This window comes from Janibacter hoylei PVAS-1, from assembly GCF_004025845.1.
Taxonomy (GTDB): domain Bacteria; phylum Actinomycetota; class Actinomycetes; order Actinomycetales; family Dermatophilaceae; genus Janibacter; species Janibacter hoylei.
In genome coordinates this window covers 154,895-176,351 of sequence record NZ_PIPF01000009.1, presented here as the reverse complement: position 1 = coordinate 176,351, position 21,457 = coordinate 154,895, and the positions used below count along the sequence as shown (strand labels likewise).

General features: G+C 71.7%; 22 protein-coding genes. 12 read left to right on the top strand and 10 right to left on the bottom strand.

Features of this window, described 5'->3' with window-relative positions; translation table 11 throughout:
* Nucleotides 1-133: 133 nt before the first annotated feature.
* The 5 genes from CWN80_RS09930 to CWN80_RS15400 form a co-directional block, all read right to left on the bottom strand.
* A complete protein-coding gene (locus CWN80_RS09930) occupies nt 134-724 on the bottom strand; it encodes a mismatch-specific DNA-glycosylase (protein ID WP_007924934.1) in 591 nt (196 codons plus the stop codon).
* Between the two features lie 100 nt (nt 725-824).
* Nucleotides 825-3,074, bottom strand: coding sequence for a heavy metal translocating P-type ATPase (locus tag CWN80_RS09925; RefSeq protein ID WP_007924933.1), 2,250 nt, complete (start codon nt 3,072-3,074; stop codon nt 825-827).
* Nucleotides 3,064-4,050, bottom strand: a complete 987-nt coding sequence (locus CWN80_RS09920) for a hypothetical protein (protein WP_040880640.1) — start codon at nt 4,048-4,050, stop codon at nt 3,064-3,066. The genes CWN80_RS09925 and CWN80_RS09920 overlap by 11 nt, the downstream gene beginning before the upstream one ends.
* 2 nt (nt 4,051-4,052) lie before the next feature.
* Nucleotides 4,053-4,259 carry a heavy-metal-associated domain-containing protein gene (locus CWN80_RS09915; protein WP_007924932.1) on the bottom strand — a complete coding sequence of 69 codons (207 nt, stop codon included), beginning with the start codon at nt 4,257-4,259 and terminating at the stop codon, nt 4,053-4,055.
* 95 nt (nt 4,260-4,354) lie between these two features.
* On the bottom strand, nt 4,355-4,528 hold the full coding sequence (locus tag CWN80_RS15400; RefSeq protein WP_156811717.1) for a hypothetical protein: 174 nt from the start codon (nt 4,526-4,528) through the stop codon (nt 4,355-4,357).
* 274 nt (nt 4,529-4,802) lie between these two features.
* On the opposite strand from CWN80_RS15400, the gene CWN80_RS15395 reads away from it, so the two are divergent.
* The gene (locus CWN80_RS15395) at nt 4,803-5,039 is read left to right on the top strand and encodes a hypothetical protein (RefSeq protein WP_007924931.1); all 237 of its coding nucleotides are present in this window, start codon (nt 4,803-4,805) and stop codon (nt 5,037-5,039) included.
* 37 nt (nt 5,040-5,076) lie between these two features.
* Entirely contained in the window at nt 5,077-5,979 is a 903-nt protein-coding gene (locus CWN80_RS09910) for a diacylglycerol/lipid kinase family protein (RefSeq protein ID WP_157986926.1), read from the top strand.
* A 45-nt stretch (nt 5,980-6,024) separates the two neighbouring features.
* Here the strand turns inward: CWN80_RS09910 and CWN80_RS09905 are convergent, their stop codons facing one another.
* Nucleotides 6,025-6,432, bottom strand: coding sequence for a potassium channel family protein (locus tag CWN80_RS09905; protein WP_007924928.1), 408 nt, complete (start codon nt 6,430-6,432; stop codon nt 6,025-6,027).
* The gene (locus CWN80_RS09900; RefSeq protein ID WP_007924926.1) at nt 6,425-7,789 is read right to left on the bottom strand and encodes a TrkH family potassium uptake protein; all 1,365 of its coding nucleotides are present in this window, start codon (nt 7,787-7,789) and stop codon (nt 6,425-6,427) included. Before CWN80_RS09900 ends, CWN80_RS09905 begins: the two co-directional genes overlap by 8 nt.
* Nucleotides 7,790-7,931: 142 nt before the next feature.
* Here CWN80_RS09900 and CWN80_RS09895 point away from each other — a divergent pair, with 142 nt between their 5' ends.
* The 5 genes from CWN80_RS09895 (at nt 7,932) to CWN80_RS09875 (ending at nt 13,107) form a co-directional block, all read left to right on the top strand.
* On the top strand, nt 7,932-8,639 hold the full coding sequence (locus CWN80_RS09895; RefSeq protein WP_007924925.1) for a polyamine aminopropyltransferase: 708 nt from the start codon (nt 7,932-7,934) through the stop codon (nt 8,637-8,639).
* 393 nt (nt 8,640-9,032) lie between these two features.
* Nucleotides 9,033-10,919, top strand: coding sequence for a molecular chaperone DnaK (gene dnaK, locus CWN80_RS09890; RefSeq protein ID WP_007924924.1), 1,887 nt, complete (start codon nt 9,033-9,035; stop codon nt 10,917-10,919).
* Nucleotides 10,916-11,560, top strand: coding sequence for a nucleotide exchange factor GrpE (gene grpE / locus CWN80_RS09885; protein WP_007924923.1), 645 nt, complete (start codon nt 10,916-10,918; stop codon nt 11,558-11,560). The genes dnaK and grpE overlap by 4 nt, the downstream gene beginning before the upstream one ends.
* Before the next feature lie 21 nt (nt 11,561-11,581).
* Nucleotides 11,582-12,604, top strand: a complete 1,023-nt coding sequence (locus CWN80_RS09880; protein WP_128277221.1) for a DnaJ C-terminal domain-containing protein — start codon at nt 11,582-11,584, stop codon at nt 12,602-12,604.
* A gap of 56 nt (nt 12,605-12,660) precedes the next feature.
* Nucleotides 12,661-13,107 (top strand): heat shock protein transcriptional repressor HspR, encoded by a 447-nt coding sequence (locus CWN80_RS09875; protein WP_007924920.1) that lies wholly within the window; start codon nt 12,661-12,663, stop codon nt 13,105-13,107.
* A 16-nt stretch (nt 13,108-13,123) separates the two neighbouring features.
* Here CWN80_RS09875 and CWN80_RS09870 read toward each other — a convergent pair whose 3' ends face one another.
* A complete protein-coding gene (locus CWN80_RS09870) occupies nt 13,124-13,963 on the bottom strand; it encodes an SGNH/GDSL hydrolase family protein (RefSeq protein ID WP_128277220.1) in 840 nt (279 codons plus the stop codon).
* 139 nt (nt 13,964-14,102) lie between these two features.
* On the opposite strand from CWN80_RS09870, the gene CWN80_RS09865 reads away from it, so the two are divergent.
* Nucleotides 14,103-14,669 carry a maleylpyruvate isomerase family mycothiol-dependent enzyme gene (locus CWN80_RS09865; RefSeq protein WP_007924917.1) on the top strand — a complete coding sequence of 189 codons (567 nt, stop codon included), beginning with the start codon at nt 14,103-14,105 and terminating at the stop codon, nt 14,667-14,669.
* Here CWN80_RS09865 and CWN80_RS09860 read toward each other — a convergent pair.
* Nucleotides 14,666-15,130: an SRPBCC family protein gene (locus CWN80_RS09860; RefSeq protein WP_007924915.1), complete on the bottom strand. Its 465-nt coding sequence runs from the start codon at nt 15,128-15,130 to the stop codon at nt 14,666-14,668. The two genes, CWN80_RS09865 and CWN80_RS09860, sit on opposite strands and share 4 nt — an antisense overlap.
* A 61-nt stretch (nt 15,131-15,191) precedes the next feature.
* Between CWN80_RS09860 and CWN80_RS09855 the strand changes: the two genes are divergently transcribed.
* From CWN80_RS09855 to CWN80_RS09840, 4 genes are all read left to right on the top strand, one after another.
* Nucleotides 15,192-15,464, top strand: coding sequence for a ribonuclease E inhibitor RraB (locus CWN80_RS09855; RefSeq protein ID WP_007924914.1), 273 nt, complete (start codon nt 15,192-15,194; stop codon nt 15,462-15,464).
* A 123-nt stretch (nt 15,465-15,587) separates the two neighbouring features.
* Entirely contained in the window at nt 15,588-17,084 is a 1,497-nt protein-coding gene (locus CWN80_RS09850) for an LCP family protein (RefSeq protein ID WP_007924913.1), read from the top strand.
* Between the two features lie 104 nt (nt 17,085-17,188).
* Nucleotides 17,189-19,762, top strand: coding sequence for an ATP-dependent chaperone ClpB (gene clpB, locus CWN80_RS09845; RefSeq protein ID WP_007924912.1), 2,574 nt, complete (start codon nt 17,189-17,191; stop codon nt 19,760-19,762).
* 114 nt (nt 19,763-19,876) lie between these two features.
* Nucleotides 19,877-20,893, top strand: a complete 1,017-nt coding sequence (locus CWN80_RS09840) for an FAD-dependent oxidoreductase (protein WP_040880638.1) — start codon at nt 19,877-19,879, stop codon at nt 20,891-20,893.
* 52 nt (nt 20,894-20,945) lie between these two features.
* Here CWN80_RS09840 and CWN80_RS09835 read toward each other — a convergent pair whose 3' ends face one another.
* A complete protein-coding gene (locus tag CWN80_RS09835) occupies nt 20,946-21,344 on the bottom strand; it encodes a universal stress protein (RefSeq protein ID WP_007924907.1) in 399 nt (132 codons plus the stop codon).
* Between the last annotated feature and the right edge of the window lie 113 nt (nt 21,345-21,457).

The window sequence follows — 21,457 nt, the reverse complement described above, 5'->3', positions numbered from 1 at the left end:
GACTAGTGCCTGCGCGGCTGGCGTATTGAGGATCGGGGCGTTGGAGTGAAGCCTCTGTCGGCGGGGCTCACCTTCGGCCAGCGTGGTCTTGGTGACCTGGCCGGCCGCTGCGGGACGACGCGACGCGGGCTGCTCAGTCGAGGAGGTCGGCGGCGCGAGCGGGCTCGGCGTAGGCGACGGCCAGCGACTCGACCGTCTCGTGGGCGTTGAGCCCGCTCGGGTTGGGCACGACCCACAGCCGGGCGCCCTCGACGGGCTCGGGCTGCTCGCCCGTCTGCGCCTTGCGCACCCCGAAGGCCTGGCGGTAGGCAGTGATCCCCGCGACGGCGACGACGGCCGGCCGGGTGCGGGCGATGGTGGCCAGCAGGCGCTCGCCGCCCTCGCGCAGCTCGTCGGCCGTGAGCTCGTCGGCGCGGGCGGTGGCCCGGCGGACCAGGTTGGTGATGCCGACGCCACGCTCGCGCAGGTGCTCGCGGTCCTCGTCGGTCATGCCAGCGGCGGGGTCGACGGCCCGCGTGAGGACGCCCGCCCGCAGCAGCGCCGGGTAGAAACGGTTGCCCGGGTGCGCGAAGTGGGTCTGCGTCGCCGCGGTCCACAGCCCGGGGTTGATCCCGACGAAGAGCAGCCGCAACTCCTGGCCGGGGCCCGGCAGCAGATCGGGCACCTCGGCGTCGCGGTAGGACTCTAGCTCGGCACGGGTGAAGCTGCGGCGGGCACTCGGCATGTCCGTCACCCTAGATCGGCCTCTGGGTGGAGGTGGGCGCGACCGGATAGTCGGACGCAGATACCTCTACCCGGGACGTAGGGCGAAGTGGGACCCGGGCTCAGGCGCTGGCGCGGAAGGCCCGCAGCCGCAGGCTGTTGCTCACGACGAAGACGCTGGACAGGGCCATCGCGGCACCGGCGAGCATCGGGTTGAGCAGCCCGAGCGCCGCGAGCGGGATCGCCGCGGTGTTGTAGGCGAAGGCCCAGAAGAGGTTGGCCTTGATCGTGCCGAGCGTCTTGCGCGAGAGGCGGATCGCGTCGACCGCAGCCCGCAGGTCCCCTCGCACGAGGGTGATGTCGGCGGCCTCGATCGCCACGTCGGTGCCCGTGCCCATCGCCAGACCGAGGTCGGCCTGCGCGAGCGCGGGTGCGTCGTTGACCCCGTCGCCGACCATCGCGACGACCTTGCCCGCGCCCTGCAGGCGCGTGACGACGTCGACCTTGTCGGCGGGCATGACCTCGGCGATGACCTCGTCGATGCCGACCTCGGCGGCGACCTGCTCGGCGACCGCGCGGTTGTCCCCGGTGAGCAGGACGGGGGTGAGGCCGAGCTTCTTCAGCCCGGCGATGGCCTCGGCGCTCGTCGGCTTGACCGTGTCGGAGACGACGAGCACGCCACGGGCCTGCCCGTCCCAGCCGACGGCGATCGCCGTGCGCCCCTCGGCCTCGGCGGCCGCCTTGGCTGCGGCCAGCTCGCCGTCGAGCGCCATGGCCCAGTCGGCGAGCAGCGACTCACGGCCGGCGACGACCGCGTGTCCGTCGACGACGCCGGTGACGCCCTGGCCCTGCACGTTGTCGAAGCCCTCGACGCCCGGCAGGTCGCCGACCTCGGCAGCGGCTCCCTTCGCGATGGCCTGGGCGATGGGGTGCTCCGACGCGTGCTCGAGGGCCCCGGCCAGCCGGAGGAGATCGGTGCGGTCCACCCCCTTCGCCGGGACGGAGTCGACGAGGGCCATGGCACCGGACGTGACCGTGCCGGTCTTGTCGAGGACGATCGTGTCGACCGTGCGCGTGGCCTCCAGGATCTCGGGGCCCTTGATGAGCACGCCCATCTGCGCGCCGCGACCCGTGCCGACGAGCAGGGCGGTGGGCGTCGCCAGACCGAGCGCGCACGGGCAGGCGATGATGAGGACCGCGACGGCCGCGGTGAAGGCGGCGCTCACGGGGAATCCGGCGCCGAGCCAGGCACCGAGGGTCGCGACGGCGATCGCGATGGCGACGGGGACGAACACCCCCGAGACCGTGTCGGCGAGGCGCTGGACCTCGGCCTTGCCGGACTGCGCGTCCTCGACGAGTTGGGCCATCTGCGCCAGCTGGGTGTCGGAGCCGACCCGGGTGGCGCGCACGACCAGCCGGCCACCCTCGTTGACCGTCGCGCCGGTCACGGCATCGCCCTCGCCGACCTCGACCGGGACGGACTCGCCGGTGAGCATCGAGGCGTCGATCGCGCTCGTGCCCGAGGTGATGACGCCGTCGGTCGCGACCTTCTCACCCGGCCGCACGACGAACTCGTCGCCGACCGACAGCTCCTCGACCGGGATCCGTACCTCGGTGCCACCGCGCAGGACGGCGACCTCCTTGGCGCCGAGCTCGAGCAGCGCGCGCAGGGCGTCGCCGGCGCGGCGCTTGGACCGCTTCTCGAAGTAGCGCCCCATGAGGATGAAGGTGATGACGCCGGCGGCGACCTCGAGGTAGATGCTGCCGAGGCCGTCGCTGCGCGAGATCGTCAGCTCGAAGGCGTGCGTCATCCCGCGGTCGCCGGCGGTGCCGAAGAAGAGCGCGACGACCGACCACAGCCAGGCCGACAGCGTGCCGACGGAGATGAGCGTGTCCATCGTCGCGGCCCCGTGGCGCAGGTTGGTCCACGTCGCGCGGTGGAAGGGCCAGCCGGCCCAGAAGACGACCGGCGTCGCGAGCACGAGCGAGGCGAAGCCCCAGTAGTCGAACTGCAGGGCCGGGACCATCGCCAGCAGGATGACCGGGACGGCGAGCACGGCCGAGCCGATGAGTCGCTGGCGCAGGGCGGTCAGCTCACGGTCCTGCGGCGCCTCCTCCTCGGACGAAGGGGGTTCCGCCGCCGGCAGGGTCGCGGTGTAGCCGGTCTGCTCGACGACCGTGATGAGGTCCTGCGGGTCGGTGCCGAAGGGGGCGGTGACCGTCGCCTTCTCGGTCGCGTAGTTGACGCTCGCGGTGACGTCGTCGAGCTTGTTGAGCTTGCGCTCGATGCGGCCCGCGCACGACGCGCAGGTCATGCCGCCGATCTGCAGCTCGACGGTCGAGGTGGTGACCGGGTCCGTCTCAGTGGTCATGGTCGGTGTCTCCGTGCGAGGTGCTGGGGGTTGCGGTGCTGCCCGCGGGGCTGCTGCCCGCGGTGTCGACGACGAGCGGCGCCGTGTGCACCTGCCCGTCGACCTTGACGTCGAGGTAGAGCAGGTAGCGCCCGGGCGTCGGGGCCGTGGTGACGAAGTCGATCTCGGGACCGCCGGGCTCGGCGGCCGTGGGCGCCTCGCCCTCGGGGTGGACGTGGAGGTAGGCCAGGTCGCCCTCGCGCAGCGCGACGAGGTGGCCGGCGGCGCCGAGGTAGGGCTCGATCGTCGTCACGGGCTCGCCGTCGCGCTCGACCCGCAGGGTGAGGCGCGACTCCTCGCCGAGCACGAGGTCGCCCTCGATACTGACGTCGAGGCCGGCGACGCTCGTGGTCCGGGTCGGTTGCGACCCGGTGGGGGTGAGGTCACCGGCGACGTCGACGGTGGAGGTGAGGGTCACCCCTTCGTCGGCGTCGGCCGGGGTGGTGTCGGCGTAGAGGCGGTAGGTGCCGGCGGCCTGCCAGGTCCACGGCAGCGACCACGTGCCGTCGGCGGCGCGCTGCGGGTGGACGTGGCGGAAGTGCTGGCCGTCGCTGCGTACGACGACCAGGTGCAGCTCCTCCTCGTGCTCGATGGAGTAGTCGGTGACCGGGTCGCCGTCGGCGTCGGTGACCGTCAGCTCGAGGCGGCCGCGCTCGTCGACCTCGGTCGGGGCGGAGACGCCGGTGAGGCGGTAGTTGTCCTGCTCGAGCGCCAGGCCCGCGGGTGCGGCTGCGTCGTCGTGGGCGGAGTGGTCACCGGCGGCGTCGCCGGTGCCGTCGTCGTTGGGGGAGGCGTGCTCGCCGCCGTGGGTGGTGCTCTCCTGCGCCCAGGCCCGCGCGGTCTCCTCGGGTACGACCGCGCGGGCCGTGACCGCGGCGAGCGCGAAGACGACCGCGAGGGCGAGACCGAAGAGACCGAGACGGGTCGGGGCGTTCATCCTCAGGCCTTGGTGGCCGTGTAGCCGGCCTCGGTGACTGCGGCGATGACGGCCGCGTCGTCGACGTCACCGGAGACGACGAGCTTGCCGGTCGCGGAGCTCACCTCGACGACCTCGGCGCCGGGGATCTCGCTGACCTCCTCGCGGACGGACATCTCGCAGTGGCCGCAGGTCATGCCGGTCACCTGGTACTCGGTGGTGGTGCTCATCGGGGGTCCTCTCTCATACCTGTGGGGGGTATCTGACGAGGACAACTGTATGCCCCCTTGAGGTATTCCGACACCGGGTGTCGAGGAGGTGCGACTCAGTCGCGGGCGTAGCCGCCCAGTCCGCCCGGGAGAAAGTCCGCGTAGTGCCCGACGAGCTCCGCGCGGGTGAGCGACGGCTCGGCGAACCACCAGTGGCCGAGGCGCTCGGCGATGCCCGGTCTCGTCGGCAGGCTGCTGCGCAGGCGGCTGGGGCGCCGCCTCTTCGACATCAACCTGCCGCAGATGTCACCCGAAGGCTGAACTTCGGCTACTCCTACGCCGACTCGACGATCATCGTCGGCGACGGGGAGGCAGCGCCGGTCTACGACATGGGCTCGCACACGCCCTCGACCGTGTCCGGGTGCCGCCTGCCGCACCACGAGGTCGACGGCAGGAACATCCGCTGCTCGTGCGGGCCGATGCCCACGTCGTCTGGCAGGGCAGCGTCCTGCCCGACGACGTGGCGACCCTCGTCGCGACCCTCCGGGGTGCGATGCCAATGCCGTGCTGTCAGAGGGCTACTTCAGGTGGTCTGCGCAGGACTCGGCCCTGCTCGTCACCGAGGTCTCCTTCGAGCGCTCCTGCCTGCCCGTGCACGTGCGGGCCTTCCACCGGGCGCACGTCGACGGGCCCGACCTGCAGGCGCACGAGCTCGCCCTCGAGCACGGCGACCGGGTGCACCTCGTGCGGCCGGAGGCGGCGCCCGGGGTGCACGGACTCGAGTGGAGCTGGCCGGACTGATCGGCCGATGGCGGGGATGGACCGGCACAATGACGGCATGCCACACCGTCAGGAGACCGTCCGCGAGGCCCTGATCGTGGCCAACCCCACCGCCCGCAACGGCAGGGCCGAGGCCATGGTGCCGGTCGCGGCCGACATCCTGCGCGGCCACGGCTGGTCGGTCGACGTCGAGATCACCCGCTCCGCCGAGCACGCGAGCGAGATCGGGGCCGCCGGCTCGCCCGACGGTCCGGTGCTCGTCGCTCTCGGCGGCGACGGTCTCGTCGCCTGCGTCGCGCAGGGCGCGATCCGCTCCGGGGCGGTGGTGGCGCCGCTGCCGGGTGGCCGCGGCTGCGACTTCATGCGGGCTCTTGGCGCGTCGCTCGACCTGCGCGAGGCCGCAGCCGGCCTCCCCTTCGCCACGGAGCGTCGGGTCGACGTCGGGATGGCGGGGGAGACGCCCTTCCTCGGAGTGGCCACGGTGGGCTACGAGTCGCGGGCGAACGAGTACGCCAACGACGCGCCGGCGTGGGTGCCGGGTGCGCTCGTCTACGCGTACGGCGGGGCGCGCTCGCTCGTCGAGACCCGTCCCTTCGACATCGACATGAGTGTCGACGGGGTGCCCCGTCGGGTCGAGGGGTGGAGCATCGCGGTCGGCAACTCGGGTCGCTACGGCGCCGGCATGCAGGTCAACCCCGGGGCGCTGCTCGACGACGGTGAGCTCGACGTGACGACTGTCGAGAACGTCTCGCGGTGGAAGTTCCCCATCCTGCTGCCGCGGTACTTCCGCGGGACGCAGATCGACGGCGTCGGCATCCGCGCCGACCGGGGCCGGGAGATCGAGATCGCCTCTCCTGCAGGGCGCGTCGTGTACGCCGATGGCGACCCCGTCGGGCAGACCCCGATGCGCTTCACCGTGCGGCCGGAGGCCCTGCGGGTGCTCGTCGCCCCAGCGGGCTGAGGCCGCCGGGGTGTCGTGACACCGGGTGCGTGCTGAGGTCAGGGCTCAGCGGCGCAGGATCTCCGACGCCATCGCCAGCCCGGCCTCGCGCTCGGGCTGGATGATCCGGCTGACCCCTAGGCGGGTGAGCGCCTCGACGTGCTGCCGCGAGCCGGCCTTGGCCCAGATCTCGCGGACGCCGAGCTCGTTGAGGGCTGTGGCGGTCATCAGCGAGGCAGCGACGTGGGTCATGCCGAGGACGACGAGCGTGTCCGGGCGGATGTCGAGCTGCCGCAGGGTCTCCTCGTCGCGGGCCTCGGCGATCGCCAGGTGGTCGACCTGGTCGGCGAGTGCGGTGACGGCTGCCTCGTCCACGTCGACACCCAGGACCCGCCGGCCCTCCTCGACGAGGCGCAGCGCGAGCGCCGAGCCAAACCGGCCGAGGCCGATGACGGCGACGTCGTACCTAGCCAACGAGGATCCTCTCCTCCGGGACCTCGTAGCGCCGAGGTCGGTTGCGCAGCGCCAGGGCGGCGCCGAGGGTGATCGGGCCGAGGCGGCCGAGGAACATCATCGCCACGAGGATCAGCTGGCCGGCCGGCGGGATGTCCGCGGTGATGCCGGTGGACATGCCGACGGTGCCGAAGGCCGAGATCGCCTCGAAGAGCACGACGTCGAGGCGGAAGGGGGTGAGCACGAGCAGCGCGCCGGTCGCGGTGGCGACGAGGCCGGTGCCGAGCAGGGCGACGGTGAGCGCCTGACGCATGTTGGCGGGGGAGAGGCGACGGGTGAGCACGCGCACGGTCGGCTCGCCGCGCAGCTCGGCCCAGATGACGAAACCGAGGACGGCGAAGGTGGCGACCTTGATGCCCCCGGCGGTGCCGGCGCTGCCGCCGCCGACGAACATCAGTCCGTCGAGGAGCAGCAGGCTCTCCTGGCGGAGCGCCCCGATGTCGACGCTGTTGAAGCCGGCCGTGCGGGCGACCACGGACTGGAAGGCGGCGGCGAGGACCTTGCCGCCCGTGCCCATCGGGCCGAGCGTGTCCTCGTTGTCCCACTCGACGACGGCGAAGAGCAGGGTGCCGACGACCCACAGCACGACCGAGCCCCAGATGGTGATCGTCGCGTGGATCGTCCACCGCCGGTAGGGCTCGCGCCAGTGACGGAAGAGCTCCCACCACACGGGGAAGCCGAGCCCGCCGATCATCACCGAGAGCATGAGGGGCACGCACATCCACGGGTCCTGCGCCCACTGGACGGCACTGTCCGGCAGCAGGCCGAAGCCGGCGTTGTTGAAGGCCGAGACCGAGTGGAAGACGCCCGAGTAGACCGCCTCGCCCCACCCGTCGTGGTAGGCCGTCCGCAGCCGGACGGTGAGCACCACAGCGGAGACGAGCTCGACGGCGAGGGTGAAGCGGAGGACGCCGACGAGCACCTGCCCGGGCGTGCGCTGGGCGAGCGAGCGGGCCTCCGCGACGGTGAGGACACCGGCGGGGGCCGAGAGCTTGCGGCCGATGAGCATGACGAGCAGCGTCGCCACGGACATGACGCCGAGGCCGCCGATCTGGATGAGCGCGAGGATGACCAGCTCACCGAAGGTCGACCAGTGGCCACCGGTGTCGACCGTGACGAGCCCGGTGACGCAGGTGGCCGAGGTGGCGGTGAAGAGCGCGGTCAGCGCGTCGGTCGGCTCCCGGCTCTCGGCCGCGAAGGGGGTCATCAGCACGAGCGTCCCGACCGCGATCGTCGCCGCGAAGCCCAGCATGACCGTGCGGGCCGGGTTCGCCACGAGACGGTTGAGCAGATGCGCGCTCGGCGCGGCCTGGTCCACGCCGCAGGACGCTACTCCTCCTCGGAGCAGTCGTCGCTCTCCCGGTCCCTGCCCTTCGAGACGTCGGCCGCAGGCGGCCGCCTCCTCAGGACCCGGGGGTCGCGCAGCGCTGTCACCAAGGGCGTCGGGGCAGACTGAGCGGATGCGCCGCTTCGAAGAGCTCGCTTGGAGCGAGACCCCCAGAGGTGAGATCAGCCTGCGTCGGCGGATCGAGCCGACGCTCAAGGTCGAGGTCTACGAGGTCAAGCTCGGTGACGAGTTCCTCATGTCGAGCCTCTTCACCGTTGCCGAGATCGAGCTGGCTCGCCTCGGTCTGGCCAGGGCGAAGGGGGAGCAGCTCGACGTCGTCGTCGGCGGCCTGGGCCTCGGGTGCACCGCCAAGGCGGCGCTGGAGGACCCGCGGGTGAGCTCAGTGCTCGTCGTCGACGCCATGCCCGAGGTCATCGACTGGCACGAGCGCGAGCTGCTGCCGGACGCGCCCGCCGTCGTGCGCGACGAGCGCACGCGCCTGCTCCTCGGCAACTTCTTCGAGCTCGCCGCGTCCGAGGAGGGCTTCGACCCGGACGAGCCCGGCCGGCTGCACGACGCGGTGCTGCTCGACATCGACCACACGCCGCACCACCTGCTCCACCCCGACCACGCCCCCTTCTACTCGGTCGACGGCCTGCAGCGGCTGCGCGCGCACCTACGTCCCGGCGGCGTCTTCGCCATGTGGTCCGACGACCCGCCGGACGCCGACTTCTGCGCGCTGCTCGAGCAGGTCTTCGACGAGGTCGAGGCGCACGTCGTCGCCTTCGACAACTTCCTCACGGGCGGGGTGTCGAGCAACACCGTCTACGTCGCGGTCTGAGCCGTCAGCCGGGTCGGTAGGTGTCCCGGCGGCGCGGGGCGGCCTCCGGGTCCTGAGGAGGAGGCCGCCCTGCGGCCGACGTCTCGAAGGGCAGGGGTCTGGCCGGGAAACCTGCAGATGGCCGGGAAGGCCGGACATGGCCGCGCAATTGCTCGGCCAGTTCTGGATATCCCGGCCAGGTCAGACCTTCCCGGCCCGGCGAGCCCCTCCTCCCCGCCTGAAAGGGGATGTGCGAGGCCGGGAACAACCTCCCTTCGCTCGTAGTTGAGCCAAGTGAACTCAACTTTGGGGTCACGGATTTGCGCAAGCCGCGGACGGGATCCTAAGTTGAGCGACAGCAACTCAACTCGCGTCGGGGTGACCACCTCGACCACCCGAACAAAGGAGCGCCCCATGGCTCGTGCCGTTGGCATCGACCTCGGAACCACCAACTCTGCCGTCGCCGTCCTCGAGGGTGGCGAGCCCACGATCATCGCGAACGCCGAGGGTGGCCGCACCACCCCGTCCGTCGTCGCCTTCTCCAAGGGCGGCGAGGTCCTCGTCGGCGACATCGCCAAGCGTCAGGCGGTGACCAACGCCGACCGCACCATCCGCTCGGTCAAGCGCCACATGGGCACCGACTGGACGACCGACGACATCGACGGCAAGAAGTACACCGCCCAGGAGATCAGCGCCCGCACGCTGCAGAAGCTCAAGCGCGACGCCGAGTCCTACCTCGGTGAGGACGTCACCGACGCGGTCATCACCGTCCCCGCCTACTTCGACGACGCCGAGCGCCAGGCCACCAAGGAGGCCGGCGAGATCGCGGGCCTGAACGTCCTGCGCATCGTCAACGAGCCCACCGCGGCCGCCCTGGCCTACGGCCTCGACAAGGGCAAGGAGGACGAGCTCATCCTCGTCTTCGACCTCGGTGGCGGCACCTTCGACGTCTCCCTGCTCGAGGTCGGCAAGGACCCCGAGGACGGCTTCTCCACCATCCAGGTCCGCGCGACCTCCGGTGACAACCAGCTCGGTGGCGACGACTGGGACGAGCGCATCGTCAAGCACCTGCTGACGCAGGTGAAGAACACCACCGGCGTCGACCTCTCCGGCGACAAGATCGCCATGCAGCGTCTGCGTGACGCGGCGGAGCAGGCGAAGAAGGAGCTCTCCTCCTCCTCGACCACGTCGATCAACCTGCAGTACCTGTCCATGGGCGAGAACGGCCCCATCCACCTCGACGAGTCGCTCTCCCGCGCGAACTTCGAGCAGATGACCAAGGACCTGCTCGACCGGACCAAGACCCCCTTCGAAAACGTCATCAAGGACGCGGGCGTCCAGCTCTCCGACATCGACCACGTCGTCCTCGTCGGTGGCTCCACCCGCATGCCGGCCGTCAGCGAGCTCGTCAAGCAGCTCACCGGTGGCAAGGAGCCCAACAAGGGCGTCAACCCGGACGAGGTCGTCGCGCTCGGCGCGGCCCTGCAGGCCGGTGTCCTCAAGGGCGAGCGCAAGGACGTCCTGCTCATCGACGTCACGCCGCTCTCCCTCGGCATCGAGACCAAGGGTGGCCTCTTCACCAAGCTCATCGAGCGCAACACCGCCATCCCGACGAAGCGCTCCGAGGTCTTTTCCACCGCCGAGGACAACCAGCCCTCCGTGCTGATCCAGGTCTTCCAGGGTGAGCGCGAGATCGCGCAGCAGAACAAGAACCTCGGCACCTTCGAGCTCTCCGGCATCGCGCCGGCGCCGCGCGGCGTGCCGCAGGTCGAGGTCACCTTCGACATCGACGCCAACGGCATCGTCCACGTGACGGCCAAGGACCGGGGCACCGGCCAGGAGCAGAAGATCACCATCTCCGGCGGCTCTGCGCTGTCGAAGGAGGAGATCGAGCGCATGGTCAAGGAGGCCGAGGCCCACGCCGATGAGGACAAGGCCCGGCGCGAGGAGACCGAGGCCCGCAACAACGCGGAAAACCTCGTCTACTCGACCGAGAAGTTCCTCGGCGAGTCCGGTGACAAGCTGACCGACGAGCAGCGCAAGCCTGTCGACGACGCGCTCGCCGACCTCAAGGAGGCCCTCAAGCCGGAGTCCGGCGTGAGCGTCGAGGAGCTGACCAAGAAGGTCGACACCCTCAACGAGGAGTCGCAGAAGATGGGCGCCGCCCTCTACGCGGCCTCCGCGGAGCAGGGCGAGGGCGCGGCCCCCGGCGGCGACGCCGGCGCCGAGCAGCCCGCTCCCGAGGGTGACGACGACATCGTCGACGCAGAGGTCGTCGACGACGACGAGGAGAAGAAGTGACCGACCCCAACCAGCCGATCGAGCCCGAGGTGACCGCCGACGCGGCGAACCCGGAGGCCGAGGAGCAGGTCGTCGAGGCCGAGGTGGTCGACGAGGCTGCAGCTGACGCTGCGCCCGAGTCGGCCACCCCGGCCGACGGGGCCGCCCCGGCCCCGGGCGACGGGGAGGCCGCCGGCGACGCCGAGGTCCACCCCGACACGGCCCGCGCCGACCAGCTCCAGGACGACTACCTGCGCCTGCAGGCCGAGTACGTCAACTACAAGCGGCGCGTCGACCGGGACCTGCCGGTGCACAAGGAGCGCGCAGTCCACGACCTGCTCGAGTCGCTCCTGCCGGTCCTCGACGAGATCCACCTCGCCGAGCAGCACGGCGACCTGCCGGAGGGCAGCCCCTTCCGGGCGATCGCCGACAAGCTCGAGCAGGTCCTCGCCAAGCAGGGTCTGGAGCGCGTGGGCGTCAAGGGCGAGGCCTTCGACCCCAACGTGCACGAGGCCCTCATGCACGGCGCGTGGGACGCCTCCGACACGGAGCTGCCGAGCGACGCGACGGCCACGACCGTCGTCACCGTGCTCCAGCCCGGCTACCGCGCCGGCGAGCGCGTCCTGCGCGCCGCCCGCGTCGCGGTCGCCGACCCGCAGTAACCACCACCGAGAGGAGGAGACATGGCCAGTCAGGACTGGTTGGACAAGGACTTCTACGCGGTCCTGGGCGTCGCCAAGGACGCTGATACCGCGGACATCAAGAAGGCCTACCGCAAGCTCGCCAAGCAGTACCACCCCGACCGCAATGCCGGGGACGACGCCGCCGAGCAGAAGTTCAAGGACGTCGGCGAGGCGCATGCCGTGCTCTCCGACCCGGAGCAGCGTCGTGAGTACGACGCCATCCGCTCGATGGCCGGCGGCGGTGCGCGATTCACCGCCGGCGGCCCGGGTGGGGGCGCTGGCTTCGAGGACATCTTCTCGGCCTTCGGCGGGGGTGGGGGCGGCTCGCGGGTGCGCTACAGCACCGGCGGCGGCTCCCCCTTCGCCGGGGGTGGGGCGGGTGAGCCCGACCTCGAGGACATCCTGTCGATGTTCGGCGGGGGTGGCGGCGCCGGCTTCGGCGGGCAGGGTGCGGGCTTCCGCGCCCCGCGGGGCCCGGTCAAGGGCCAGGACCTCACCGCCCGCACCGAGCTGTCCTTCCGCGACGCCGTCGAAGGGCGGACGATCTCGCTGAGCGTCAACGGCGAAAAGGTCAACGCCAAGATCCCTGCCGGCGTCAAGGACGGCCAGAAGATCCGCCTGCGCGGCAAGGGAGGTCACGGCGATCAGGGCGGGCCCCGCGGTGACCTCATCCTCACCGTGTCGGTGGGCAAGCACCCGGTCTACGGCCGCGACGGCGACAACCTGACCCTCGACCTGCCGGTGACCTTCGCCGAGGCCGCCCTCGGTGCCACGGTCGCCGTGCCGACCCTCGACGGGTCGCAGGTCAAGGTCAGGATCGCGCCGGGGACCCCGAGCGGCCGCGTCCTGCGGCTCAAGGGGCGCGGCATCGCGACGAAGAGGGCCACCGGCGACCTGCTCGCCAAGGTCCAGATCATCGTGCCGACCGATCTCAGCGAGGCCGAGCGCGAGGCCGTCGAGGTCCTGCGCGATGCTCGCACCGACGACCCGCGCGCCGCGCTGGTCGCCGCCGCGAGCGCCTGACCACGACACTGATGGCGAGCCGGTGGCGACGGAGATGACGAAGGGAGGTGGGCCCGATGGCCCGGATCTCAGGACTGAGCAGTGACGACCGCACGCCCGTCTTCGTCATCTCCGTCGCCGCCGAGCTCGCCGGCATGCACGCGCAGACGCTGCGCCAGTACGACCGGATCGGGCTCGTCACCCCGTCGCGCACCCGCGGCGGCGGTCGGCGCTACAGCGCCGCCGACGTCACCCGGCTGCGCGAGGTGCAGCGCCTCTCCCAGGAGGAGGGCGTCTCGCTCGCGGCGATCCAGCGGATCTTCGACCTCGAGCACCAGGTCGAGGCCCTGCGCGCCCGGGTCGCCGAGCTCGACGACGAGTTGGACGCCGCGCGCGAGCAGCTCGGCGAGGGCCGGCGCTTCTTCGCCGTCGGCTCGCAGGGCGACATCGTCGCGCTGCGGCACGGCCAGCGGCCGCGACCCCGCAGCGGCGGGCAGGCGCTCGTCGTGTGGCAGCCGCGCTGAGCCTCCCTTCGCGCCGTCAGACCCGCTCGAGCAGGTCGCCCCACTCCCGCAACCGTCGCTCGACGGCTGCCTGCTCGGCGGCCAGCCGCTTCATCCCGTCACTCGGGTGGATCGGCTCGGGCCACTTCGGGCGGGTCGTGTCCCCTTCGTACTCGCCCCGCAGCCGCCGCCGCACGAGCGGGACGACCTCGTCGCGGACGAACTCCGCCTCGACGCGCACGGAGTGCCGCCACCCGGGCTGGTCGGCGGTCACGAGGTCGCTGAGCTTGAGCGTGTGGGGCACGCCGAGGGCCTCCGCGACGACGGCCGCCATCCGCTTGTGGCCCGGCCGGGCCATGTGGATCCGGTCGAGCGACCACAGCGCCTTGTCGTCGTACTCGCGCAGCAGGTCGTGGTCGACGAGCGTGGCGTCGTGGGTCGACGCAAGGTCGCGGATCGCGGCGTTGAAGGCGTGCACCCGCTTGGTGAGCGGCTTGAGCAGCCCCGTTGCCTGCGGCACGAAGGTCGTGAAGACGATGACCTCGGCACCCGACCCGACGAGCCGCACGAGGGCGCGCTCGTAGCGCTCCGCGATGCCGGTGACGTCCGCGCGCAGGGACAGCAGGTCGTTGCCCCCGGCGCAGAAGGAGATGTGCGTGGGCCGCAGCGCGAGGGCCGCGTCCAGCTGGTCGTCGACGACCTGGTCGAGGAACTTGCTGCGGATCGCGAGGTTGGCATAGCGCCACGTCGGGTCCGCCCGCCCGAGCTGCCGCGCGAGTCGGTCGGCCCACCCGCGCACCTGGTTGGGGTAGTGGAGGTTGGGGTCACCCACGCCCTCGGTGAAGGAGTCGCCGACGGCGACGAAGAGCCCGCTCATGTCCTTCGTCATGCTGGTGGCGGCCTGCCCACGGATCAAGGGGGCGGGGGCTCCCTTCGCCGTCCCGCCGCCGGGAGTTCACCGACGAAGGGGGAGGGCGTCGCGTGCCGATGTCGGTGGGGGCTGGCAGGCTGGCGCCATGCCTCGACCCCAGGACGCCGCCTCCGTCTTCGACCGCAAGCACACGCCGCTCATGCGGCTCATCGACGCCACCGACCCGCAGGCCCTCGCCGGGGACAGCCCGTGCGACGGGTGGAGCGGACTCGACGTCATCCAGCACCTCATCGACACGCAGCGCGACTTCCTGCTCAAGGCGGGCGCCGACCTGCCCGACCCGGCGCCGACGGTGGCCGCGCTCGGGCCGGCGACCGCCTGGCGCACGCACGCCGAGGGCGTCGCCCGCCAGCTCGCCGACGACACCCTCGCCGAGCGGCCGTACGAGACGCCCTTCGGCGCGACGACGATCGGCGCGGCCTTCGACCGCTTCTACGGCTTCGACCTGCTCGTCCACCGGTGGGACATCGGCGCGAGCGCCGGGGTGCCGGTCGAGCTGAACGAGGCCGAGCTCGACGAGGTCGAGGCGGCGATCGCCGGCTTCGGCGACGCGATCCGCGGTGACGGGGTGTGCGGCCCAGCGGTCCACGTCGGTCCGGACGCCTCGCGGCAGGACCGGGCGCTCGGCCTCACCGGACGGGACCCCCGCTAGCTGCTCACCGCGGCCGCGAGGCGACCGAGCGTGTCCTCGAGCTGTGACTCCTGGACGAGCGGGAAGCCGACCTTCTCGAGCAACGCCTTGTCGGTGACGCCGCTCCAGTCGTAGGTGTGCGTGACGAGGGTGCTGTCAGGACCCTGCGGCTCCAGCTCCCACAGCCACTCCCACCCGGGCGGCTCGGTGCCGGCCGGAGCCGTCTTCCAACCGACCATCTTGTGGGGGTCGAAGGCGGTCACGTGGTTGTCGGTCTGGTAGTCGCCGCCCATGTGGTCGCCGGACATGTTCATCGTGAAGACCTCGCCGACGGCCTGGATGCGGTCGGTCTTCTCGTCCGAGCGGACGAAGCCGGAGCCGTCGAGCTCCGCGTGCCGCTCGGGATTGGTCAATACCTCGAAGATGTCCTTGGCGGACGCGTCGATGGTGCGCTGGACAGTGATCTTGTTTTCCTGTGCCATCCCCCGACGACACCACGCCCAGCACCTGTTGTCCACCCCCGACGCGTGACAGGCTGGTGGCATGTCCGAGCACCTGATGGTCTTCCCCGACCGTGACGACGCCGACCGCATCGCCGAGGACCTGCGCGACGAGGGCTTCACCGAGGTCCGGGTCGTGCGCGAGGCCCTCGCCGGCGAGGACGACAGCGAGGACCACGAGTGGGCGGTGCACGTGCGCGAGGACATGGTCGCCGACGAGTCGACCGCGGTGGCCCAGGGGCTGCGGGAGCGCTTCGCCGCACTCGCCGAGGAGCACGACGGCTGGTACGACCCGGACCCGACGACGCGCGCCTGACCCCCCTTCGGCATTGCTGGATCGGGTCACCTTTGTGTCACGATGTCGTGAATACGCGCGCCCAGGGATGCCGAGCACCAGCCATGCAGCCCGGCGGTCCCCATCACGCGGAGGTTGGCACCCGTGTCCGACAGCACCACCCCTGAGAGCCGGCGTGCTCTCGGAGAGCGCGGCATCATCGCGCGGCGCAAGGCACGCCAGAGCCGGCGGTACTACACGCTGACCGCGGCGAGCACGGTCATCCCCGGGCTCGGTCTCATCCGCACCCGCCGGAGGACGGGCATCACCATCGTGACCGCCTTCGTCGCGACGATCCTCCTCGTGCTCGGCTGGGCCCTGGCCAAGGGCGTGACCTCGTCGATCATCGGGGTCGGCGTGAGCCGGCGGGCCCTCATGGTGCTCATCCCGATCATCGTCATCGGGGCGATCGTGTGGATCTGGGGCATCATCACCACTGCCCGCGACAACCTGCCCGAGGGCACCTCCGGGCGGCCGCGGGTCGCCATGGTCGTCTTCGCGGCGCTCGCGGCGCTCCTCGTCTTCGCCCCCGCGGCGCAGTCAGTGCGCTATGCAGTCATCCAGCGCTCGCTCATCGGCTCGGTCTTCGAGGACCTGCGGCCCGATGGTGCCGCGGCTCCCGGCGAGGGCGACGACCCGTGGGCCGGCACCGACCGGGTCAACATCATGCTCGTCGGCTCGGACGCCGGAGCCGACCGCGACGGCATCCGCCCCGACTCGCTCATGGTCGCGAGCGTCGACACGCAGACCGGTGAGACGGTGCTCTTCGGCATCCCGCGCAACCTGCAAAACATCCCCTTCTCCGACAGCAACCCCCTCAAGCAGAAGTACCCCGACGGCTTCAACTGCGGCGACCAGTGCCTCATGGAGTACGTCTGGACGCTCGGGCGCGACAACGCCGACCTCTTCCCGGCGGACGTCAACCCGGGGCTCGTCGCGACCAAGGACGCCGCCTCCGAGATCCTCGGGCTGCACATCGACTACACGACCGTCATCAACCTCGAGGGCTTCACCCAGCTCGTCGACGCGATGGGCGGCGTGACCGTCGACGTCAAGGAGCGCGTGTGCATCGGCTGCAAGATCGAAGGGGGTGTCGTCGTCGGCACCACCGGCTACATCGAGCCGGGGGTGCAGGAGCTCGACGGCTACCACGCCCTCTGGTACTCGCGCTCGCGTGCCGACTCCGCCGACGGTGACTTCTCGCGGATGCGGCGTCAGCGCTGCATGGTCGGAGCGCTGCTCAACCAGGTCAACCCGACGTCGATGCTCGTGCGCTACCCCGCTCTTGCCAAGACCCTGCAGGACAACGTGACGGTCGACATCCCGCAGCAGGACCTCAAGGCCTGGGCCGAACTCGTCCTGCGCATCCAGGACGGCGGCACCATCAAGTCGCTGCCCCTGACCAACAAGAACATCGACGTCAACCGCCCGGACTACGACAAGATCCACACGATGGTCGACGAGGCCATCAACCCGCCGGAGCCGGAGCCGAAGAAGTCGACGAAGAAGAAGACGACTTCGACGACGTCGTCGACGACCTCCTCCACGTCGTCGAGCACGACCAGCGGTGACGAGCTGAGCGACATCACGGCCAGCTGCTGACCGCAGCCACATGCACGGGGTGAGCGCCAGAGTTGAGCGGAATAGACTCAACTCTGAGGAGGTTGTTCCAGACAGAGATCATCCGCCAGCCATAGAGGAGACCCATGGACTTCCAGCCCACCACCAAGGTGGCCGAGGCGCTCGCCCTGGCCCAGCGTTCGGCCCAGACCCAGGGGCACCCCGAGGTCACGCCCGAGCACCTCGTCAGCGCCCTCGTGCAGCTCGACACACCGCAGTGCGACACCCTCCTGCAGGCCGCCGGGACCGGCGCCGGGCACGTCCTCGCGCAGGCCGATGCGGCCGTGCGCTCGTTGCCGACCACGAGCGGTGCGGCGGCCTCCCCGACGCTCGGGCGCAGCCTGCTCGCTGTGCTCCAGCAGGCCGACACCCTCATGCGGGCGAAGGGGGACACGCACCTCGCCCTCGACCTGCTCCTGCTCGCGCTCGCCGAGACGGGCCACCTCGCGGCCGTCGAGTCCCGCGGCGCCCGCGACATGGAGGCGAAGATCGACGAGCTGCGCGCCGGGCGCAAGGTGACGTCCGAGACGCCCGCCGAGGGCGGCGAGTCGCTCGAGCAGTACGGCACCGACCTGACCCAGGCCGCCCGCGACGGCAAGCTCGACCCGGTCATCGGGCGGGACGCCGAGATCCGCCGCGTCGTCCAGGTGCTCTCCCGCCGGACGAAGAACAACCCCGTGCTCATCGGCGAGCCCGGCGTCGGCAAGACCGCCGTCGTCGAGGGCCTGGCCCAGCGCATCGTCGACGGTGACGTGCCTGAGTCGCTGCGCGACAAGCGGCTCGTCAGCCTCGACCTCGGCGCGATGGTCGCCGGCGCGAAGTACCGCGGCGAGTTCGAGGAGCGGCTCAAGGCCGTGCTCGAGGAGATCAAGGCCAGCGACGGGCAGATCGTCACCTTCATCGACGAGCTGCACACCGTCGTCGGTGCGGGCGCGTCCGGTGAGGGCGCCATGGATGCGGGCAACATGCTCAAGCCGATGCTCGCCCGCGGCGAGCTGCGACTCGTCGGCGCGACGACGCTCGACGAGTTCCGCGAGCACATCGAAAAGGACCCGGCCCTGGAGCGGCGCTTCCAGCAGGTCTTCGTCGGTGAGCCGAGCGTCGAGGACACCATCGCCATCCTGCGCGGCCTCAAGGAGCGCTACGAGGCGCACCACAAGGTCGAGATCGAGGACTCGGCGCTCGTCGCGGCGGCCACGCTGTCGGACCGCTACATCACCGGCCGGCAGCTGCCCGACAAGGCGATCGACCTCGTCGACGAGGCCGCGTCGCGCCTGCGGATGGAGATCGACTCCAGCCCCGTCGAGATCGACGAGCTGCGCCGCGCTGTCGACCGGCTGAAGATGGAGGAGCTGCACCTGTCCAAGGAGTCGGATGCGGCCTCCGTCGACCGGCTCGAGCGGCTGCGCGCTGACCTCGCCGACAAGTCCGAGGAGCTCGCCGCGCTCACCGCGCGCTGGGAGGCGGAGAAGTCCGGCCTCAACCGGGTCGGTGACCTCAAGGCGCGGGTCGACGAGCTGCGCACGCAGGCTGACCGGCTGCAGCGCGAGGGTGACTACGAGAGCGCGTCCCGGCTGCTCTACGGCGACATCCCCGCCGCCGAGCAGGAGCTGGCGGCCGCGCAGGCCCAGGAGTCCGAGGTCGAGGCGAGCGAGGGCTCGCCGATGGTCAAGGACCGGGTCGGCAGCGACGACATCGCCGAGGTCATCTCGGCGTGGACAGGCATCCCCGCCGGGCGCCTGCTGCAGGGCGAGACGGAGAAGCTGCTGAGCATGGAGTCGATCATCGGCTCCCGGCTCGTCGGGCAGGCCGATGCCGTGCGCGCGGTCTCCGACGCCGTGCGTCGCTCGCGGGCCGGCATCGCCGACCCCAACCGGCCGACCGGGTCCTTCCTCTTCCTCGGCCCGACGGGTGTCGGCAAGACCGAGCTGGCCAAGTCGCTGGCCGACTTCCTCTTCGATGACGAGCGCGCGATGGTGCGCATCGACATGTCGGAGTACGCCGAGCGGCACGCGGTCGCGCGCCTCATCGGTGCGCCCCCCGGCTATGTCGGCTACGAGGAGGGTGGCCAGCTCACCGAGGCCGTGCGCCGGCGTCCCTACTCCGTCGTCCTGCTCGACGAGGTCGAGAAGGCCCACCCCGAGACCTTCGACATCCTCCTGCAGGTCCTCGACGACGGGCGCCTGACCGACGGGCAGGGCCGCACGGTCGACTTCCGCAATGTCATCCTCGTCATGACCTCCAACCTCGGCAGCCAGTTCCTCACCGACCCCCTGCTCGAGGGTGAGGCGCGCCGTGAGTCCGTCATGGGCGTCGTGCGGCAAGCCTTCAAGCCGGAGTTCCTCAACCGGCTCGACGAGATCGTCATCTTCGACGCGCTGAGCCGCGACGAGCTCGGCCACATCGTCGAGCTGCAGGTGCGCGAGCTCGCGAGTCGGCTCGCCGACCGTCGGATCCACCTCGAGGTCACTCCGGCGGCTCGCGAATGGCTCGCCGAGACCGGCTACGACCCGGCCTACGGCGCCCGCCCGCTGCGTCGCCTCGTGCAGCGCGAGATCGGTGACCGGCTGGCCACCGCCCTGCTCTCCGGCGACGTGCGTGACGGCTCGACCGTCGTCGTCGACCGCGACGAGGAGGGTGGCGGGCTCTCCCTTCGCTGAGGGGCGCTGGATGGTTGTGTGTTGAAGCGGTAGTCCCCGGCGCCGGCAGATCCCCGTGAGGGGCTGCCGGCACCGGGGACTACCTTTTCGTCCCGGGGCTGGCAGGCTGGGGGCGTGCGAGCTCGCGAACACGTCCTCGTGGTCGGCGGCGGCATCGCCGGCCTGGCCCTGACCGTCGCCCTCGACCCTCGTCGGGTCCACGTGACCCTCGTCGAGGAGCGGCCCGAGCGGGCCGGTGCCGGCACGGTCCTGGCCATGTGGCGCGGCGGGCGCGAAGCCCTGGACGCGATCGGCGTGGGCGACCGGGTGCGGGCCGCGTCCCTCTCGGTGACGGGTGGAGCGCTGCGCCGCTGCGACGGTCGGGCCCTGCACGACCTGCGCCCCACGGACACGGCCCGGCTGTGGTTCGTCCCGCGACCCGAGCTCGTCGCCGCCCTCGAGGCGGCGATCCCCCCGTCGGTCACCCGGGTGACCCGGCAGGTGACCGACCCCCGCGCACTGGCTGCGGAGGTCGGCGCGGACCTCGTCGTCGGGGCCGACGGGGTGCGCTCGGCCGTGCGCCAGCACACCTGGGCGGGGTCGGCCCCGGTCGTCACCGACTGGGTCGCGCTGCGCGGCCACCTGCCCGGTCCGCCGGTGACGACGGCGACGGAGTGGTGGGGCCGCGGCGGGCTCTTCGGCATGACGCCGGGGCCGCAGGGGGCGGCCTGGTTTGCGGCCGTTCGCGGTGACCGCCGGAGCACCGAGGTCGACCGTGACGAGGTCGTGGCGCTGGCGCGCGGTCGGCTCGCCGACTGGGACCCGCGGGTGGGAGAGGTGCTGGCCGCCGTGGGGGACGCCGCCGACGCACAACGGGTGCTGCTCGCGCCCGCCCTGCGCACCTCCGTCGGCGACGGGGTCGTGCTCATCGGCGACGCCGCCCACGCGATGGGCCCGAACCTCGGGCGGGGTGCCAACGAAGCCCTCGCCGACGCCGCCGCCCTCGCCGACCTCGTCCACCGCCACGGGACGAAGGGAGCGCCCCGCGCCTTCGCCCGACGCCGCCACCTGCGGGGGCAGGTGCTGCGGGCGGCGTCCCTCCCCGCCCTTCGGCTGGCGACGAGCCGGCTCTGGTCGCCCGTATTTCCCTAGGGAAATGCGCACGGGGGGCCGTATTTCCCTAGGGAAATGCGGGGGAGGGGTGTCAGCCCCGGGTGACGAGGACGGGCACGGGGGAGTCGAGCAGGACCCGCTGCACGGTCGAGCCCATGATGAGCTTGCCGACGGGGGAGCGGCGGCGCGACCCGATGACGAGGAGCTCGGCCGAGGCCTCCGCCGCGAGCCCGAGGATCGCCTCGGCGACGTCGCCCCGGGTGGCCGCGGTCGCGATGCGGGTGGGCACGTCACCGGCGCCCTCGATCGTGGGGACGTGCTCGGCGATCGACGCGCGCACCGCGTCCTCGGCCTCGCTGGTCGCGCTCTCCGCACGGTCGACGACGTGCAGGACGACGAGCTCGGCTCCGCGGAGCACCGACTCGCGCAGGGCGAGGTCGAGTGCGGCCCGGCCGGCGGGGGTGCGGCTGTGCGCGACGGCGATGATCATGGGCGTCAACCTACTGGAGCGGCACCCCGTGTGTGACGTGGGTCATGCAATGGTGACATCATGGGGGACCCCTGTCCCCGCCTCTCCGGCTCTTCAACGACGAAGGTGGTCTC

Excerpts from the sequence above, each read along its gene's own strand:
- CWN80_RS09860 (WP_007924915.1), bottom strand. The coding sequence starts at position 15,130 with ATGGCACAGGAAAACAAGATCACTGTCCAGCGCACCATCGACGCGTCC.
- CWN80_RS09915 (WP_007924932.1), bottom strand. The coding sequence starts at position 4,259 with ATGAGCACCACCACCGAGTACCAGGTGACCGGCATGACCTGCGGCCAC.
- CWN80_RS09880 (WP_128277221.1), top strand. The coding sequence starts at position 11,582 with ATGGCCAGTCAGGACTGGTTGGACAAGGACTTCTACGCGGTCCTGGGC.
- CWN80_RS09870 (WP_128277220.1), bottom strand. The coding sequence starts at position 13,963 with ATGAGCGGGCTCTTCGTCGCCGTCGGCGACTCCTTCACCGAGGGCGTG.
- CWN80_RS09875 (WP_007924920.1), top strand. The coding sequence starts at position 12,661 with ATGGCCCGGATCTCAGGACTGAGCAGTGACGACCGCACGCCCGTCTTC.
- CWN80_RS09925 (WP_007924933.1), bottom strand. The coding sequence starts at position 3,074 with ATGACCACTGAGACGGACCCGGTCACCACCTCGACCGTCGAGCTGCAG.
- CWN80_RS15400 (WP_156811717.1), bottom strand. The coding sequence starts at position 4,528 with ATGTCGAAGAGGCGGCGCCCCAGCCGCCTGCGCAGCAGCCTGCCGACG.
- CWN80_RS09920 (WP_040880640.1), bottom strand. The coding sequence starts at position 4,050 with ATGAACGCCCCGACCCGTCTCGGTCTCTTCGGTCTCGCCCTCGCGGTC.
- CWN80_RS09865 (WP_007924917.1), top strand. The coding sequence starts at position 14,103 with ATGCCTCGACCCCAGGACGCCGCCTCCGTCTTCGACCGCAAGCACACG.
- clpB (WP_007924912.1), top strand. The coding sequence starts at position 17,189 with ATGGACTTCCAGCCCACCACCAAGGTGGCCGAGGCGCTCGCCCTGGCC.
- CWN80_RS09930 (WP_007924934.1), bottom strand. The coding sequence starts at position 724 with ATGCCGAGTGCCCGCCGCAGCTTCACCCGTGCCGAGCTAGAGTCCTAC.
- CWN80_RS09910 (WP_157986926.1), top strand. The coding sequence starts at position 5,077 with ATGCCACACCGTCAGGAGACCGTCCGCGAGGCCCTGATCGTGGCCAAC.
- CWN80_RS09835 (WP_007924907.1), bottom strand. The coding sequence starts at position 21,344 with ATGATCATCGCCGTCGCGCACAGCCGCACCCCCGCCGGCCGGGCCGCA.
- CWN80_RS09855 (WP_007924914.1), top strand. The coding sequence starts at position 15,192 with ATGTCCGAGCACCTGATGGTCTTCCCCGACCGTGACGACGCCGACCGC.
- CWN80_RS09895 (WP_007924925.1), top strand. The coding sequence starts at position 7,932 with ATGCGCCGCTTCGAAGAGCTCGCTTGGAGCGAGACCCCCAGAGGTGAG.
- dnaK (WP_007924924.1), top strand. The coding sequence starts at position 9,033 with ATGGCTCGTGCCGTTGGCATCGACCTCGGAACCACCAACTCTGCCGTC.